This window comes from Rhodococcus aetherivorans (assembly GCF_011058165.1).
Lineage (GTDB): Bacteria > Actinomycetota > Actinomycetes > Mycobacteriales > Mycobacteriaceae > Rhodococcus > Rhodococcus aetherivorans.
Window position 1 is genome coordinate 33,946 of sequence record NZ_JAALEG010000042.1, and the last position, 16,363, is coordinate 50,308.

General features: G+C 69.2%; 12 protein-coding genes and 3 pseudogenes. 10 read left to right on the forward strand and 5 right to left on the reverse strand.

Annotation, left to right across the window (positions count from 1 at the left end; genetic code table 11):
- Positions 1 to 96: 96 nt before the first annotated feature.
- The 4 genes from G6039_RS17245 to G6039_RS31100 all read left to right on the forward strand — a co-directional run bounded on the left by G6039_RS17245 (position 97) and on the right by G6039_RS31100 (position 5,272).
- Complete coding sequence (locus G6039_RS17245) at positions 97 to 1,359, forward strand: lipase family protein (protein ID WP_043798435.1); 1,263 nt, start codon at positions 97 to 99, stop codon at positions 1,357 to 1,359.
- Between the two features lie 87 nt (positions 1,360 to 1,446).
- Complete coding sequence (locus G6039_RS17250) at positions 1,447 to 1,929, forward strand: nucleoside deaminase (protein WP_043798432.1); 483 nt, start codon at positions 1,447 to 1,449, stop codon at positions 1,927 to 1,929.
- A gap of 151 nt (positions 1,930 to 2,080) precedes the next feature.
- Positions 2,081 to 2,497: a hypothetical protein gene (locus G6039_RS17255; RefSeq protein ID WP_043798431.1), complete on the forward strand. Its 417-nt coding sequence runs from the start codon at positions 2,081 to 2,083 to the stop codon at positions 2,495 to 2,497.
- Positions 2,498 to 2,659: 162 nt separating this feature from the next.
- Positions 2,660 to 5,272 carry a helix-turn-helix transcriptional regulator gene (locus G6039_RS31100; protein ID WP_043798428.1) on the forward strand — a complete coding sequence of 871 codons (2,613 nt, stop codon included), beginning with the start codon at positions 2,660 to 2,662 and terminating at the stop codon, positions 5,270 to 5,272.
- Positions 5,273 to 5,298: 26 nt separating this feature from the next.
- Here the strand turns inward: G6039_RS31100 and G6039_RS31275 are convergent, their stop codons facing one another.
- Both G6039_RS31275 and G6039_RS17270 read right to left on the reverse strand, forming a co-directional pair.
- Positions 5,299 to 7,920, reverse strand: coding sequence for a helix-turn-helix transcriptional regulator (locus tag G6039_RS31275; protein WP_043798427.1), 2,622 nt, complete (start codon positions 7,918 to 7,920; stop codon positions 5,299 to 5,301).
- Between the two features lie 14 nt (positions 7,921 to 7,934).
- Complete coding sequence (locus tag G6039_RS17270) at positions 7,935 to 8,147, reverse strand: hypothetical protein (protein WP_043798425.1); 213 nt, start codon at positions 8,145 to 8,147, stop codon at positions 7,935 to 7,937.
- Between the two features lie 344 nt (positions 8,148 to 8,491).
- Here G6039_RS17270 and G6039_RS17275 point away from each other — a divergent pair, with 344 nt between their 5' ends.
- Together G6039_RS17275 and G6039_RS17280 are read left to right on the forward strand one after the other, a co-directional pair.
- On the forward strand, positions 8,492 to 9,880 hold the full coding sequence (locus G6039_RS17275) for a cytochrome P450 (protein ID WP_235194032.1): 1,389 nt from the start codon (positions 8,492 to 8,494) through the stop codon (positions 9,878 to 9,880).
- A gap of 179 nt (positions 9,881 to 10,059) precedes the next feature.
- Positions 10,060 to 11,013, forward strand: coding sequence for an oxygenase MpaB family protein (locus tag G6039_RS17280; RefSeq protein WP_043798711.1), 954 nt, complete (start codon positions 10,060 to 10,062; stop codon positions 11,011 to 11,013).
- A gap of 56 nt (positions 11,014 to 11,069) precedes the next feature.
- Here the strand turns inward: G6039_RS17280 and G6039_RS30285 are convergent.
- The 3 genes and pseudogenes from G6039_RS30285 to G6039_RS17290 all read right to left on the reverse strand — a co-directional run.
- Positions 11,070 to 11,253 (reverse strand): annotated as a pseudogene (locus G6039_RS30285) (IMP dehydrogenase); the annotation flags it as partial.
- Positions 11,254 to 11,279: 26 nt separating this feature from the next.
- A pseudogene (locus G6039_RS17285) lies at positions 11,280 to 11,764 on the reverse strand (transposase); the annotation flags it as partial.
- A gap of 767 nt (positions 11,765 to 12,531) precedes the next feature.
- Positions 12,532 to 13,095: a helix-turn-helix domain-containing protein gene (locus tag G6039_RS17290; protein WP_043798421.1), complete on the reverse strand. Its 564-nt coding sequence runs from the start codon at positions 13,093 to 13,095 to the stop codon at positions 12,532 to 12,534.
- Between the two features lie 78 nt (positions 13,096 to 13,173).
- Here G6039_RS17290 and G6039_RS17295 point away from each other — a divergent pair, with 78 nt between their 5' ends.
- From G6039_RS17295 to G6039_RS17310, 4 genes and pseudogenes are all read left to right on the forward strand, one after another.
- The gene (locus G6039_RS17295; protein WP_043798420.1) at positions 13,174 to 14,745 is read left to right on the forward strand and encodes an FAD-dependent oxidoreductase; all 1,572 of its coding nucleotides are present in this window, start codon (positions 13,174 to 13,176) and stop codon (positions 14,743 to 14,745) included.
- 279 nt (positions 14,746 to 15,024) lie between these two features.
- The gene (locus tag G6039_RS17300; RefSeq protein ID WP_029545710.1) at positions 15,025 to 15,231 is read left to right on the forward strand and encodes a hypothetical protein; all 207 of its coding nucleotides are present in this window, start codon (positions 15,025 to 15,027) and stop codon (positions 15,229 to 15,231) included.
- 222 nt (positions 15,232 to 15,453) lie between these two features.
- Positions 15,454 to 15,639, forward strand: a complete 186-nt coding sequence (locus G6039_RS30290) for a hypothetical protein (protein WP_051446019.1) — start codon at positions 15,454 to 15,456, stop codon at positions 15,637 to 15,639.
- 229 nt (positions 15,640 to 15,868) lie between these two features.
- Positions 15,869 to 16,363 (forward strand): annotated as a pseudogene (locus tag G6039_RS17310) (AAA domain-containing protein); the annotation flags it as partial.

Sequence of the window (16,363 nt, forward strand, 5' to 3'; positions counted from 1 at the left end):
TCGTCCCGGTGATCGGACCGTGGCGCCATCCTGTCATAGAACTTGTTGCAGAAATATCGGCGCAACACCTTCCGTGGCGATACACACGTGTGCAGAATGCTCGGCATGCCGATGCGCACCGCCCGACTGCTCACCGCGGCCCTGACGATGCTGCTCATGCCCCTCGTCGCAGGTCCCGTCGCGGCCGCCGCTCCGACGGGGTCCGTGTCAGGCACGGGCGACGACGGGTTCTACCTCCCGCCCGATCCGTTGCCCGCCGGTGCGGCCGGCGACGTCCTGCGCGCCGAACCGGCCGTCGCGCCGGCGCTCGACGCCACCGCCACCCGCGTGATGTACCGCAGCGAGAACGCCACGGGCAGCCCGACCGCCGTCACCGGCACGGTGTTCGTGCCGTCGCAACCCTGGGCCGGTGACGGCCCGCGCCCGACGATCGTCCTCGGCCCGGGCACGCAGGGCATGGGCGATCAGTGCGCGCCGTCGAAGTTGACCCATCACGCCCAGGAGTACGAATACCTGCACATCGTGCCGCTGCTAGCGCGGGGCTACGCCGTCGCGATGACCGACTACGAGGGCCTCGGCACGCCCGGTGTACATCCCTACCTGAACCGCGTCTCGCAGGGGCACGCCATGCTCGACATGGCCCGTGCCGCCCTGCGGCTGACCGACCGCGGCATCGACGAGGGCACCCGCATCGGCTTCTGGGGCTACTCACAGGGCGGCATGTCGTCGGCGGCGGCCGCGGAGCTGGCGGACACCTACGCTCCCGAGCTGCCCGTCGTCGCCGCGGTCGCGGGTTCACCGCCGGCGTCGCTCGCCGATCTCGCCGTCGCCGGCGACGGCTCGCTGCTCTCCGGCGGAATCGGCTGGGTGGTCAACGGATTCGCCGCCGCCTATCCGCAGTTGCGGGAGGAACTGCTGAGTGTGTTCAATCCCGCCGGACGCGACATCCTCGCGCGCGCCGAGACGTACTGCATCTACGACGCGCCGCGCATGAATCCGTTCTTCCCGACGACCTGGTACACGGTCGACGGCCGGCCGATCGCCGACCACCTGGCCGCCGAACCGTGGGCGTCGCTGGTGCACGAGCAGCAGCTCGGCAACATCGCCCCCGCCATCCCGACGTTCGTCGCGCAGAACACGACCGACGACTTCGTCCAGGTGAGCGGCGTCGACACCATGGTCGGGAAGTGGTGCGCGGGAGGCACATCCGTCACCTATCGCCGCTACGGCATCCCGCCGGTGCTCACCGGGACGGGTGCGGGTCACGGGATCGGCCTGATCCCGGCCGCCGTGGAAGGCCTGGACTGGATGGACCGGCGGTTCGCGGGCGCGCCCGACGAGAACACCTGCACCGGCTGACGGCCGCCGGCCGACCGCGGTGACATGATGCGGTCGACGACCGCGGTGACATGATGCGGTCGACAACCGCAGCACCGGGAGGACCTCGTGATCGACGAATCGGAGATGACGCACCTGCGGCGGTGTGTGGAACTGGCGCGGGAGGCGCTGGACGCCGGCGACGAGCCGTTCGGCTCGGTGCTGGTGTCGGCCGACGGCACGAGCCTCGCCGAGGACCGCAACCGCGTCGCGGGCGGGGACCGGACCCGGCACCCCGAGTTCGAACTGGCCCGCTGGGCCGCCGAGCACATGGGCGAAGCCGAGCGCGCCGGCGCGACGGTGTACACGTCCGGCGAGCACTGCCCGATGTGCGCGGCCGCGCACGGATGGGTGGGGCTGGGCCGCGTCGTGTACGTGGCGTCCTCGGCGCAACTGGTCGGCTGGCTGGAGGAGCTGGGCGTGCCGCCGGCGCCCGTCCGGGCCCTGCCGATCCAGAAGGTTGCGCCCGGGGTGACCGTCGAGGGGCCGGTACCGGAACTCCTCGACGAGGTGCGTGCCCTGCATCGTCGGTGTCACGGACACGCGGTGTGACTGTTCCGTGACACGCTGGGTCACGGCCGGGTGACAGCCAATCGATGTTGATCACGGGTTGTGTTCGACTGCGGCGCTTTGCAGTTCCTGTACCCGTACCTGGGTCGACCATTGAACCGGTCGGGCTGGTCAACGGTCGAAAGGAACGCCCATGAAGGGCTCGAAGCTCGGACGCGCAGCGGTCGTCCTCGCGGCGCCGCTCGCATTGATGACGGGCCTCGCGCCCACGGCATCGGCAGTGGACCCCTACCCGTACGGCAGCTGGAGCGTGAGCGTGCGGGAGCACACGGTCACGGTCAAGTTCATCTACTACCGCGCCCCCGAGGCGGACTACCCGCACTACTGCAACGCGGTGATCAACGGAATCCCCGACGTGCGAGTGGCCGAGATCTACTACGCCGACTACGAAACCGTGAACTTCGACAACGTGCCCGACGGCGACTACACGGTCGACGCGGACTGCCAGGACGACGACCACGTGTACCGGAGCGTCGGTTCGATCGACGTCTCGATCCCCGGCCCGGCGCAGACACGGTTCGTCGGCAGCCACCACTTCTCCTTCGGCTGAGCGAACCGGCACCGGGGAAGGACTTGCTCGCATCTTCGGGATTCGCACAGGCCACGGCGTGGGCAGATTCCGAAGATGCGAGCAAGTCCATGTGCCCTCGACACCCTCCGGGCCGCCGCGTGATGGTGGACACGGTACGAGCGACGTCCCTACCATGCCGTTATGGCGGGGGCAGGGGCGCTGATCGGACGCACCGAAGAATTGCGTCTGCTCGAGGAGGCGCTCAACGGCACCGACGGCTACCGCGGATGTGTGATCGCCGGCCAGGCTGGGGTGGGCAAGAGCCGACTGGCGCACGAGTTGGTGCTCCGCTCATCGTCGGCCGCCATCTCCGTGCGGTCGGCGGTGGGGACGGCATCGGCGCGGACGGTGCCGCTGGGGGCATTGGCCGGATGGTGTGACCACCCCACCTCCAACCCCCTTCAGCTGATCGACCAGCTCGTACAGTCGTCCACTTCCGAAAGCCCCGACGAGGTGTTGTCGATCGACGATGCGCATCTGCTCGACGAACTGTCGGCATTCGTGATCCACCATGTGGCGTTGCGAGGGACTGCCCGGCTGATCGTCACGGTACGGTCCGGGGAGCCGGCACCTGATGCCGTCACCGCCCTGTGGAAGGACGGCATGCTGCTGCGGCTCGATCTTCAGCCCTTGTCGCGATCCGAGTCCGACGCACTGCTCGCCAGTGTGCTCGGCAGTCCTGTAGACGAGAAGTCGGCGTCGAAGATATGGGATCTGACGCGCGGCAATGCCTTGTACCTGCGGCATCTCGTCTCACAGGAGGTAACCAGCGGCCGACTTCGAGAATGTCACGGATTGTGGTTCTGGCAGGAGGAATTCACCGTTTCCGACAGTATTGCGGACCTGCTCGGCGAACAGATCCGCCGCCTCCCGGAGGCGGTGCGCACGGTTCTGGACTTGGTTGCGGTGGCGGAACCGTTGCCCGTCGCGGTGCTGTCGGAGCTGTCCGACCTCGATGCGGTGGAAGAGGCGGAGAACCGCGGGCTGATCCGAATAGACGCAGCAAGTCGGCCGAGAGCTGCGCGAATGGCTCATCCGCTGTACGGAGAGGTGCGTCGAGCACGTGCCGGGGACACGCGACTGCGGCGCCTGCGAGGGCGTGTCGTGTCGGCGCTCGCGGCTCTCCCCCCGTCCGGACCCGAGGACGTCGTACGGCGGGCGGTCCTGCACGCTGACTCGGACCTGCCGATCGACCCCGACCTGTTCCTGCGCGCCGCTCGGGGCGCGATGGCGCTGCTGGATCTGTCCCTCTGCGAGAGGCTGGCACATGCGAGTTCCCTCGCCGGAGGCGGGGCCGAAGCCGACCTCTGTCGTGCTCACGCCCTCCTGCTGCTGAACCGGGGAACCGAGGCCGAGGATGTGCTCGCCGCCATGCCGCTCGAAAGCCTGACGGACGATCGGTTCGCGCGTCTGCTGACGCTCCGGGCCACGAACATGCTGTGGATCCTGGCGCGGCCGGAGGAGTCGAAACGGATCGTCGACAACGCGCTCGGCGACGCCCCGCCGACCGTGGCGGAGTCGTTGCGCGCCGTTCGAGCCGTACAGAGAGCTGTCGCGGGTGATCCCCTGCCCGCACTCGAACTCGGCCGGGATGTCGACACGACACGGGTGCCCGCGTCGGCGGCGATGTGCGCGATCTGGGGAACTGTCATCGCGGCAGGGGATGTGGGCGAGTCGAACCTGGTCTCGGAGACCGCATCGAAGGGCTACAGACTGGCGGAATCCTGGCAGGAAGCCTCGTACCAGCGTGTCGGCCTCGTCGAGTTCCATGTCGGTGCCTTGCTCCTCGCCGGCGAGGTGGCTGAAGCCGAAGCCGTTGCCGCTCGCACCTACCGCGAGTGTATCCGGCTCCCCGGTGTGACGAGCGCGGTGGGAACGGCGATCGCGGGCATGGCTGCCCTAGGGCAAGGGCGACTGGCACTCGCCCTCGAACGCCTCGATCGGGCCTTTGCCGAGTTCACGTCGCTCGACTACCCGGTCCTGATGTATCGGTACGGCATACTTCTCGCTCAGGCACTGGCGATGGCAGGTCGCGGTACTGCGGCGACGGCGCTGCTGTCCAGCGTCGACCAGAACCGGCACCCGGCCTTCGACTTCGTCGACTCGGAGCGGTTGCTCGCCCACGCCTGGGGCCATGCGGCGCTGGGGGCAGTCAGCACAGCGGCGGCGGTCGCGCTCCGGGCCGCGGAGTTCGCCGCCGAGCATCGGCAACATGCCCGGGAAGTGATGTGCCTACAGGTCGCAGTTCACCTGGGGGACGCGACGGGAAGAAGGCGGCTGGCGCATCTTGCGGAGAGCACGAGAAGTCGTCGCGCGTGCATCGCGGCCGCATTCGCCTCCGCTGCGTCCGACCACGACGGAAAGGCGTTATCCGAGGTTGCAACGCAATTCGAGGAAATGGGGGATACGGCTGCAGCGGCTGATGCCGCTGCGCGCGCCGCTCTCGCGTTCGCTCGCGCGAATCTGCGCGGGTCGTCGTTGACACTGGGCGCCCGCGCGCAACGCCTTGCCCGGGAATGCGGAGGGCTGACCACCCCCGCCCTCCGCGAGACGGCGGACCGCGACCTTCCCCTGACGCCCCGTGAGCGCGAGATCATTTCGATGGTGATGCGGGGACTGACGAACCGTCAGATTGCCGAAGCGCTGACGATGTCGGTACGAACGGTCGAAGGCCATCTGTATAGGGCACAGAAGAAGACCGGAACCCGCAACCGGCACGAGCTCGCGGCTCTGCTGCGCGAGCAATGCCGTTGACGCACAACCGAAACGGGAGACCGATGTCATCGATTGGGGTGGGTGCCCAGGAGTTCTCCGAGCTCGTCCCGGCTGCAGACCCCGGTTCTCCGGCAGGCGCGGTACAGATGACCTTCCACGGTGCGCACGGAAACCCCCAGTCGCTCGGCGATTTCCCGATTGGACAAGCCCCGTTGCACGAGCTCCACGATCTCTCGCTGGCGTCCGGTCAACGGAACCGGCTCCAGATAGGCCCGCAACGCGGGGGTGCTCGCTCCCTCGCACGCGTCAGCCAATCGTCGTGCGACGGCACACGCAGTCAGCGCGGGCCCGCGGCGGCCGGCCCGCCGGAAGTTCGCGGCGGCGTGGGCCGCGGCGTCCGCAGCCGCGACGAGATCTCCGAAGACCTCGTACGCACGGGACGCTTCGAGCAGTGCGTCGCCGTCCCGTCCGGCCAGCGCGGTCGCGTGGGCAGCGGCGGCAGCCACCCGTGGACCCGAGACGACGGTCGACAACTGCCGTAGCCGACGCGCCGTCGTCGCGTCGCCGAACTGGGTGGCGATTTGCAGACATTGCACTTCGCGGGCGGGTCGGCCCTGGTCTGCGGCCACGTCGGCCGCTCTGCGCACGGTGGTGATCGCCTCGCTGAGCGCGCCGGCCGCGGCCCTCACCCATCCCTCGGCGGCGGCGATATCCGGGTCCCACATCGCGAAGCCGGGCCCGATGCGGACATCGACTCCGGCGAGAATGCGTTCGGCCTCACTGGGCTTGCCGGACATCGACAGCGTGGCAACGAGCAGCGTGGCGGAGAGAAGGCCGGGCGTGGTGTTGTCGGCGGATCCGGTGGATTGCGCAACGGCCTCCCGGAGATGGCGTTGAGCCGTCGCGAGACGGCCGTGCGCGGCCTCGCACATCCCGAGCATGAAGTTGACGCCGACCGCGTGAGGCATGTCGAGGCCATGTTCGTACAGGCGGTGGGTGACGGTGTCGGCGTCGGCGAGCCGTCCTGCCAGCAGATACGCGGTCAGCTCCAGCAAACCGAGTCCGAAGCGCAGGTGCGCGGCCTCGAACGAGCCCTCGGCGAGGGCGTAGCCGGTCGCCGCGACGTCAGAAACGGCATCGACGTCGCCTACGTCGCCGAGACCGATGACGAGGCTCCAGATCGCCATCATCGTCTCGTAGTCGTCGATCCCGCCGTCGTGAAGAGCATCGCGTGCGAGGTTGACGGCGGTGCGGCAGTGCCCGCCCGCCGCGGCGGCGGCCGAGCGCAGTGCCCGGTGTGCGCTGCGCCGGTCGAGGCTCGCGGCCAGCTCCCCGGTGGCAGTCAGAATTTCTTCGGCCTTGCACGGTGCTCGCTCGACCCAGGTCGAGTTGCCCGCTCGGATGAGTGCGATTCGCAATCGAAGCGCACCGTCGGGGACCGTGCTCGCCAGTTCGGAGAGGAGATGATCGGCCTCCTGCCCCCGCTCGAGCAATCCGAGAGTGAAGGCGCGCGTCAGGTGGGCCGCGGCACCACCTCCCGCGGCTACGGCTGCGCGGGCGAACTGGTCGGAAAGGTGCGCGTCGAGCAGTTGCATCGCTGCCGATGCCGCCTCGAGGAGGGTTGCCGCTGTGGCCTGACAGTCGGAGTTCATGGTCAGGAGGGTCCGCCGCACGGTCGTCCGGGGATCGGTGTCGCCGGTGGCGGTGAGCGCGGCGGCGACGCGACCGCGGATGGTCCGAAGCCGGAGGGTGCCGGCTTCGGCACGGCGGACCTCTCCGATCAGCGGGTGAGCCAGCCGTACGGTCGGTGCGCGGCTGTCGGTCTCCACCACAACGAGCCTGCTCGCTTCGGCTGCGTCGAGTGCGGCGGGATCGACCACTGTTCGCAACACCGCGAGGTCGAGGGGTTCGCAGGTGGACAGAACGTCGAGCACCTCGCAGACCGACGCCGACTGCCGGCCGATGCTCGCTTCCACCAGACCGAGAAGGGTCGGTGACAGGCCCGACGGACCTGGCCACAGCCAGACGCCCGACGACTGCGTCAGCCGACCGCTTGCATATTCGTCTTCCAGAAGGTGGCGCAGATAGAGCACATTCCCCTGCGTGCAGGCCCAGAGTCGCTCGGCGCTGGACGCCTCCATCGGAGCTTCGAGCACCGTCTCGACGAGCGTGCGTGTGTCGTCCCGGGACAACGGACGCAGGTCGAGTCTGCGCAGCGGTCCATTCTTGCAGCACCGGACGAGCGCATCCGGCCAGCGTTCGCCGGCGCGGATGGTCAGAACCACTGTCGCCAGTCCGTGGAGCACAAGCCGGTGGACAACAAATGCCGACATGTCGTCGAGCAGGTGTGCATCGTCGACACCGACGACCAGATGCGGCCGGTCGGGTCCACCGACCAGCCCGGTGAGAACGTCATGAACTCGCATGAGCGGGTCAGCACCGAAGTCGGTGACGACGTCGGTGAACGCACCCAGCGGGACGCTTCGGGACGACTCCGTTCCTGCCGTCCAGTAGGTACGGCATCGGCGGGTGCGCGCCTGCTCCAGGGCCTCGCGCGCGAGCCGGGTCTTGCCGACGCCAGGTGCTCCGGCGATGACGATGCCGGCGCAGGAGCTGTCCCCGGCGATCACTGTGCGGACGATTCGCAGTTCGTCCCCCCGGCCGGTCAGCGGCCACGCGCTGATCACATGCGAATTCTAGGTCACCACAGCAGCGGTGCTCCACCGTCGGGCCACACCTGCAGGGCATCTGGTTCGGCCTCGGCGATGCGCGCGGATCCCTCCGGCGCGTCCGGGTCCACGTACCCGGCGAGCGGTTCGTCACCGGCAGCCCCTGCCCGCATCCGCAGCGCTGCCGCGTACGGCTTCGGCAGCTCCTTCGACATCGCGTCCCAGGTCTCGAAGCTCTCGTTCATGCATCGAGGGTTGCGCCGCGGCACGGGGACGGCACGCGTAGGGAGGTACTCCATTCGGATCCGTCCCGGCCGGACCGGTACGTCCGCCTCGTGCCCCATGCGTACCCCGGCTCGGCGCGAGGGTCGGACTGGGGTAGCGCACTACTCGCGTCCCCCGGCGGCGGGCGTCCGATGCTGAGTATGCGGTCCGGAGATTCGGCCCCGCCCGGGGGCGGTCACCACTGCGTCACACTACTGCTCGGTCCTGCCGGACCACCCGAACGACAAGGACAGCCATGTCATGCAACAGCATCCGCGGCCCAGTGGCACCGCGGCAGCCGGGCCGAACGCCCGCGCCGTGCACATTGTCACGGGAGCCACCGACCGTCCGGGGAACGTGGCTGCTGGGCTCCACGAGGGAGCTGCTTCGCGATCCCCTCGAACTCGGTCTGCGCGGGTACGCCGAGGGAGGCGACGTCGTACGCTACGCCGTCGGGCTGCCGGGCCGGCGCCGCGAGTTCTTCACAGTCAACCACCCGGACGGGGTGGGGGAACTGCTGAACGCTCCGAACCACCTCAACTACCGGAAGGACTCGGAGTTCTACCGCGCGATGCGCGACCTGTACGGGAACGGCCTGGTCACGAGTCAGGACGAGACATGGTTGCGTCAGCGTCGATTCATCCAGCCCCTGTTCACCCCGCAGAGCGTGGACGGCCACGTGACGACGATGGTCGACGGAGCCGAGCGTGTGGCCATCCGGTGGCACAACTGTCCGAGTCGCCTCGTCGACCTCGGTGCGGAGATGACGGCGCTGACGCTCGGTGTCGCCGCTCGCATCCTGTTCGGCGTGCAGGCGCCCCAGATGCTGCCGGTGCTGCGCACAACGTTGCCCGTCCTCGGACGTGCCGTCCTGCAGCGGGGTGTGTCCGCGGTTCGGTTTCCCTCTGCGTGGCCGACGCCCGGGAATCGGAGAATCGCGCGCGCGGAATCCCGTCTCGACGGGCTGTGTGACGCGATTATCGAGCGCCGCCGCGCCGCCGCTGAGCCGGGGGTCGACCTGATCGGGCGCCTGGTGGCGGCCCAGGAATGCGGTGACGCGTTGTCCACCGCTGAGATTCGCGATCAGGTCAAGGTGTTTCTGCTGGCCGGACACGACACGACGGCCACCATGTTGACGTTCGCACTCCACCTGCTCGGCAAGAACGCGGGTGTGCAGAATCGAGCTCGGGACGAAGCCGAACAGGTGCTGGTCGGCGGAACACCGACGGCCGCCGATGCCCACGCGCTGACGTATACGACGATGGTGCTCAAGGAGGCCGCGCGGATGTACCCACCCTCGCCGTACCTGACGCGGCGGGCCGTCGAGGAGAGGGAGGTGTGCGGGTATCGGATCCCTGCCGGTGCGGACGTCAACCTGGCGCCGTGGGTGGTGCACCATCGTGCCGATCTGTGGCCGGAGCCGTTCCGGTTCGACCCGGAGCGTTTCACCCCGGACAGCGAGAGGGAGCGTCACAAGTATGCGTGGTTCCCATTCGGTCACGGCCCCCGTGGCTGTATCGGTCAGCGCTTCGCGATGCTGGAGGCGGCGGTAGCCCTGGCGATCCTGGTGCGTGAGTTCGAGTTCTGTTCCCTTTCGGACTCGGTGGCGCTCACCACCGATCTGCTGCTGCACCCGGCCGGTGAGGTGCCGTGCCGCGTCCGCCGGCGCGTACCGGTGCGCCCGGCGAACCGTCACACGGACCAGTGGCCGTGAGAGGACTGTGGAAACGGGCACAGACGGTTGATTCCCCGAGGTAGTGGCGCCTACCCGCCCCATCACGGATTCGTGCGTGTTTCCGGAGGTTGCGCGGTGCACGCCGTGGGCAGATTCCGAAGGTGCGAGCGAATCCGTGCGTCCTTGACATGCGCCGGGCCACACCCCAAACTGACAACGTGCGTAGTCAAAGCGAGCTCGTCCCGCTCGGCCCCGACAGCCTGACGTGGAAGTACTTCGGCGGCTGGCGCGGAATGTTGTTCGGCCCCTGGGCCGGATCGATGCAGAACATGCACCCGGGCCTCGGCGCGGCCGTGGAGGAGCACTCGCAGTTCTTCGACGAGCGCTGGGAACGCCTGTACCGGTCGCTGTACCCCATCTACGGCGTCGTCTTCGACGGCCCGCGCGCCCCGGAAACCGCCGCCCAGGTGCGTGGCTACCACGACACGATCAAGGGGATCGACAAGAAGGGCCGGCGCTACCACGCCCTCGACCCCGACACGTTCTACTGGGCGCACGCGACGTTCTTCTACAGTCTCGTGGTCTCGATCGAGTGGTTCGACGGCCCGCTGTCCCTCGCGGACAAGCACAGGCTGTTCGACGAGCACGTCCAGTGGTACCGGCTCTACGGGGTGTCGATGCGACCCGTCCCCGAGAGCTGGGAGGACTTCCTCGCCTACTGGGACCGCATGTGCCGGGAGGTGCTCGAGGACAACAAGGCGACCCGCGACGTGCTGGACCTGTCGCACCTCGACCGGCCGCCGTTCCTGCGGTGGGTGCCCGCGAGTGTGTGGACGGTGCTGCGGCCACCGATGACCCGTGGGTTCCTCTGGCTGACGATCGGCCTGTACGACCCGCCGGTGCGCGCGCTGCTGGGCTACACCTTCTCCGAGCGGGAAGAACGGCTGCACCGCGCCATCGGCCGCTCGATCGGGCTGGGGGAGAAGCTGATTCCGCGACGCTACCGCTACCATCCGCGGGCCCGGGCCGGCTGGGACCGCGCATCGGGCCGCATCCCGGCGGACGCGCCCGTCGTGCACACGCCCGATCGCAACCTGCCGCCGGCGCATCTGCTGGACAGTCCGATGCACTACACGGGGGCACACGAGAATGTGAGCGGCGGCACGCGCTGAACCGTCGCGGGCGGTGGCGTCATGGCTGGACCGCTCGCAGGGGTGCCGGAATCCGGTCAGGGGCGCAGTAGGACCTTGGTGGCGCGCCGCTTGTCCATGGCTGCGTAGGCTTCGGCGACCTGCGCGAGGGGCAAGGTGAGGTCGAAGACCTTGCCGGGCTCGATGCGTCCGTTCCAGACCCGGTCGAGCAGGTCGGGGAGGTAGGCCCCGCACCGGGGCGGATCCGCCGCGCAGCCCGACGTTCTTCTCGAGACGGAATCACGGACTCGATAGAAGGTCTTGTTCTTGAGCATTGCGTAGAGGATGTCGCAACGTCGCCGGGCCAGGCAGATCAGGGCGACGTTGTGCTTCTTACCTTCGGCGTGTTTGCGGTCGTAGTAGGCACGGCTGGTCGGGTCGTGCAACGCCGCGAACGCGGACAGGAACAGCGCTCGTTCGAGCTTGCGGTTGCCCGACCGCGCCGGGTGTTCGCCGCGGATCGAGGAGCCGGACCGGTGGGTGACCGGGGCGATGCCGCGTAGGCGGCCGGATGGGCCGCGGAAGTGAACGCCGAACCGTCGCCGACCTCGAGCAGGATGCGAGCTGCAGTGCTGACACCGATGCCGGGCATCGACATCAGGACTCGGGAAAGAGGGTGGTCGTCGAGCATCCTTTCGACGTCTTCGGCGATGCTCTTGCGCTGTTGCAGAACCTCTTTCAGCGAGTCTGCGCGTTTCGGCAGGACGATCTCGGTGGCGTTGCTGCCTACCACCCGTCACGGTTTGGGCAGCGAAGGCGGCGAGGGACGTGGAGGGGCAGGTGAGCACGCCGCGGACGGTGATCGGTGCGGTGGCCACCTCGTACACCGCCTGCGCCGTCGCCGCCAGGCCGGCACCGGGTGGTGCCGGTATCGGGCAGGTCCACGCGCCTCGCCGCGGCGCCACCGACCTCAAGCCAACTTCTTTCCCCAACGCGACGGCGGCGCCCGACCGACCGTGCGAGGCAAAGACTTGTTCCTGAACGTGCTCGCGATCAGTTGGGTGCGGGAGGCCGCCTTGACCGATGAGACGTCCGGCGGCGCGCTCGAAGACATCATGCGGGCGGGTTGGGCCACGTGACCTCACGGTCAGCGGTCTCGACACGCTTTGTCACGTCGGTCGAGAAGCTTTCGGGTTGCGACCGACAACGCTGCCCGCGGTTCTGGGGGCGGTCTAGAGCCTCGACCGCGCCCGCGGTCCCCTCGCGTGCGGGGCGCGGCGAGATGGTGAGTGACGTGCAGGCCCCCAGCGCAACGCATACCCGCGTAAATGCAGAGCTGGACGTCCGTAGCCTCAAGTGTCATGTACCGCGCAACTCCTCCCGCGCAATGGAGTTGAGGGTGCAGTTTCCGGTGGGTGGGGATGGTGTGGTCGTGCCGACGTTGGCGGTGTGGGCCCGGTGTCCGAGGTTGTCGGGGCGGTGAGGATCGGTGCCGCTACGTCACCGCGGTGCTCGTCGCCGGCCGCCGGCGGGGGTGCGTGGTCGGGGACGGGGCGCTGGTTATGAGCGCACGTGCATGCGTTCTCCTTGGGGGCCGAAGATTGCGAGCACTTCGCAGGGGGTGGGTCCGGGGTTGCCGATCCAGTGCGGTGTGCGGGTGTCGAATTCGACCACTTCTCCGGGTTCGAGCACTATGTCGCGGCTGCCCAGGATCAGGCGCAGCCGGCCGTTGAGCACGTAGAGCCACTCGTAGCCTTCGTGGGTTTGCAGCGTCGGGTGGGCGACGTCGTCCACGGTGGGCAGCACCATTTTGAAGGACTGCAGGCCCCCGGGGCGGCGGGTCAAGGAGATGAAGGTCCGGCCGTGCCGGGTCACCGGCTTGGACCGGATTCTGGGGTCGCCGGTGTCCGGGGCGTCGACGAGTTCGTCCAGTGCGACCCGGTGGGCGCGGGCGAGGGGGAGCAGCAGCTCGAGGGTGGGCTTGCGCTGTCCGGATTCCAGTCGGGAGAGGGTGCTGAGCGAGATGCCGGTCTCCTCCGCCAGGTCGCTCAGGGTGGCTTCCCGTTCGAGTCGAAGCTGTCGCAGTCTCGGGCCCACGTTCTTCAAGACGTCCTGGTCTTCCATTTCGCTCAGTGTGCCGCAGCTTTGCCATTACGGCAAGGATGTTTGCCATATCTCGGGAGGGGTTTGCACCCTGGAGGCATGACGGAGAACGAGAGTTTCGATGTGGTGGTGGTCGGCGGCGGCGCTGCCGGTTTGAGTGGTGCGATGGTGCTGGGGCGGTCCGGTCGCCGGGTGCTGGTGCTCGACGCGGGTGAGCCTCGCAATGCTCCGGCCGAGCACGCCCACAACTATCTCGGCCGGGAAGGGGTGCCCCCGCTCGACCTGCTGGCCGACGGCCGGGCCGAGGTGGCGGCGTACGGGGTGGAGCTGGCGAGCGACCGCGTGACGGCCGTGACCCGCACCGAGCACGGTTTCGCCGTGGCCACCAACAGCGGACGCGAGGTCACCGCCCGGCGGGTGCTGGTCACCACCGGGGTGGTGGACGAACTGCCCGATGTCCCCGGCCTCGCCGAACGCTGGGGCCGCGACGTGCTGCACTGCCCCTACTGCCACGGCTGGGAGGTGCGCGGTCGAGCGATTGCGGTACTGGCGACCAGCCCGGTCGCGGGACACCAGGGTCTGCTCTGGCGCCAGCTCACCGGCGACGTCGTCCTCGTCGTCGCCGACGGGGTCGAGCTGCCGGCCGCCGACGTGGAGCGGATGGCCGCGATCGGGGTGCGGATCGAGCACGGCACTGCGCGGGAGGTCGTCACCGACGGCGACCGGCTGATCGGGGTGCGTCTGGCCGACGGCTCGCTGCTCGAGCGCGAGGCGATCGTGGTGGCCTCGCGGCCGCAGGTATGCCTCGACTTCCTGACCTCCCTCGGCCTGGAGCCGCAGCACGTCGAGTGGGGCGGGGTGCCGGTGGGGTCGGTGATTGCGGTCGACCCGGTGGGGGCGACCGCGGTGCCGGGCCTGTACGCGGCCGGCAACGCCACCGACATCGGCATGACCCTGATCGGCGCGGCCGCTCACGGCACCCGGGTGGGAGCGTTCGTCAACGCCGACCTGGCCGCCGAGGACGCCGACCGCGCGGTCGGCGAGCGCCGGGCCGAGCTGTTCGAGCAGCCCGCCTGGGAGGATCGCTACTCCGGGGAGCGGGTCTGGAGCGGACGCGTCAACCCCCAACTCGAGGCCGAGGTCTCGTCCCTGACACCCGGACGGGCCCTGGACGTGGGCTGTGGTGAGGGCGCCGACACGGTCTGGTTGGCCGGCCGCGGCTGGTCGGTCACGGCCCTGGACTTCGCGGTCGCCGCCCTGGAGAAGACGGCCGCGCACGCAGCCGAGGCCGGCGTCGGTGACCGTGTCACCACGGTTGCCGCCGACGTCCGCAGCTGGCAGCCCGGCCAGCAGCGATGGGATCTGGTGTCCTCGCAGTTCCTGCATCTTCCCGACGGCGGGATGGTCGAGCTGACCCGGCGCCTCGGCTCCGCGGTCGCCCCCGGTGGCACCTTGCTGGTGGTCGGTCACCACCCCGACGACCTGGCGACCGGGCTGCGCCACGGTCACCACTGGTTCCTCTTCACCCCCGAGTCGCTGATTCCGGCGCTCGAGGACGGTCAGTGGGAGGTCGAGCTCTGCGAGGTCCGGTCCCGGACCACGGCACACCCGCACTCCGGGGAGCAGGTCACCGTCCGCGACTCGGTGCTGCGGGCGCGACGACGCGGCTGAGCCGGAACGGTCGTGACGAGACAGGCCATCGACCGTGCGGTCGACACCCGCGCCGGCGCACCGACGGCCGCCGTTGCCGAGCCCGTGGCACCGCGCGACGGTGCCGCTCGTGTCGCGGCGGACCTCGCCCACTTCGACGAGGTGACCCCACCGCCGGTACCTCCGGCCGGCGGTGCGACCCGCACAGCAGACCATCGCGCAACTGCCGGCGTTCCTCGACAGCGCCGACCTCGCTCCGGTCGTCAAGGCGGCCGCCCAACTCGAGATCACCCACCCGGAGTGGACCTTCGCGGTCTTGGCCGATCAGACCGGGGCCAAGGCGACGAGCACAGCCTCGCACCGGTACAAGAAGGCCAGGACATCGCTCTCGCCGCCGGATTCAGCATCCCGCCGCTGCCCGACCTGGGCGAAACCCTCGCCGGCAAGGGCGTCGTCGATGTGGACGCGATACCGTTCCGGGCGTGCGCGGAGCTGGTGGTGCGCTGACGGCCGGCACAAGAATCCCTATGCCGCCTCGGTGTCTGTCCACGACGACTACCGGCGGATGCGGCTACTGGTGACCGACGACGGCAAGGCCGGCGCCGCCCTGCACGGCGACGAGATCGTCTCGGTGTCCGCGCACCGGGACTGCGCCCACCCGCGCGCGGCACGCGCGATGGTCCGGTACGCCACCGCGCTCGATGGCCGCCGTCTGGACTGTTCGACACCGTGCTGCCGGACCTGTATGCCGAGGCCGGGCTCGTGCCCGCCGCGCGAGTGCGGTGGAACGACGACTACTCCCCTGCCGGCTGGGACTACGACAACTTCCGCGCCTTCAATCATGGCCGCCGGGACGTGGTGTTCCTGGCCGACGACCCCGACCGGGTCGGCGGCGGGTATCCCCGGGGGCTATGAGCTTGCGTCTGCCGTGACGTACCCGCCCGTACCATCCCCCGTGCACTCGATAGCTGTTCTTCGCACAGGCCAGGTGCGATCGCGGTGACGGGTTCGGAGGGACGCAATCGGCGACAAGCGAGACCGGACACGGACATGCCGGAGGTGGTTCCTAAGCTGGAGTTGCCCGGTTTCCGTCGACGGGCGGAAGGACGTCCGCAGGGAGAGTGGAGTGGGTGTGGAGCCGAGGGTGAGCGAACCTGAACTCAGGGATCGCGTGCAACGCCTGCTTGCCTTTCTGGCCGAGCTCGTCAAAGCACGGAGCGCACCTGTCCGTACCCTCGACAAACACCGTGCCGTGATGTCTCTCGACGAGGGAAACCTCGACGTCGGCCTGACCGCCGATGCCGCGGCAGGCGACGTCTTCCTCCGTGCGCGGCGTCTTGTTCTCGAAGATCCACCGCGTCCTCCCGCGCTGGTCGCGAAGTATGTGCAGGGAGCAATCGACAACTCTGCCGCTGAACCCCCGCTCGACCCACAGGCCCCCGACGCCGTCGACGGCGTCGAGACCTGGTTGGCGCAATGGCGGGCATGGGCGGCTGTGGATCGGGAACGACGGCCCGCGTCGCAGCTGTACACGTTCCTGCAGCATGCGATGCTGGACCTCGACGCCCAACCGGAATCGCTCGAGCTCGTCGTCGCATCGGGGTTGCTGCACCTCTCCGACGATGTTGCAGGCGCGCGG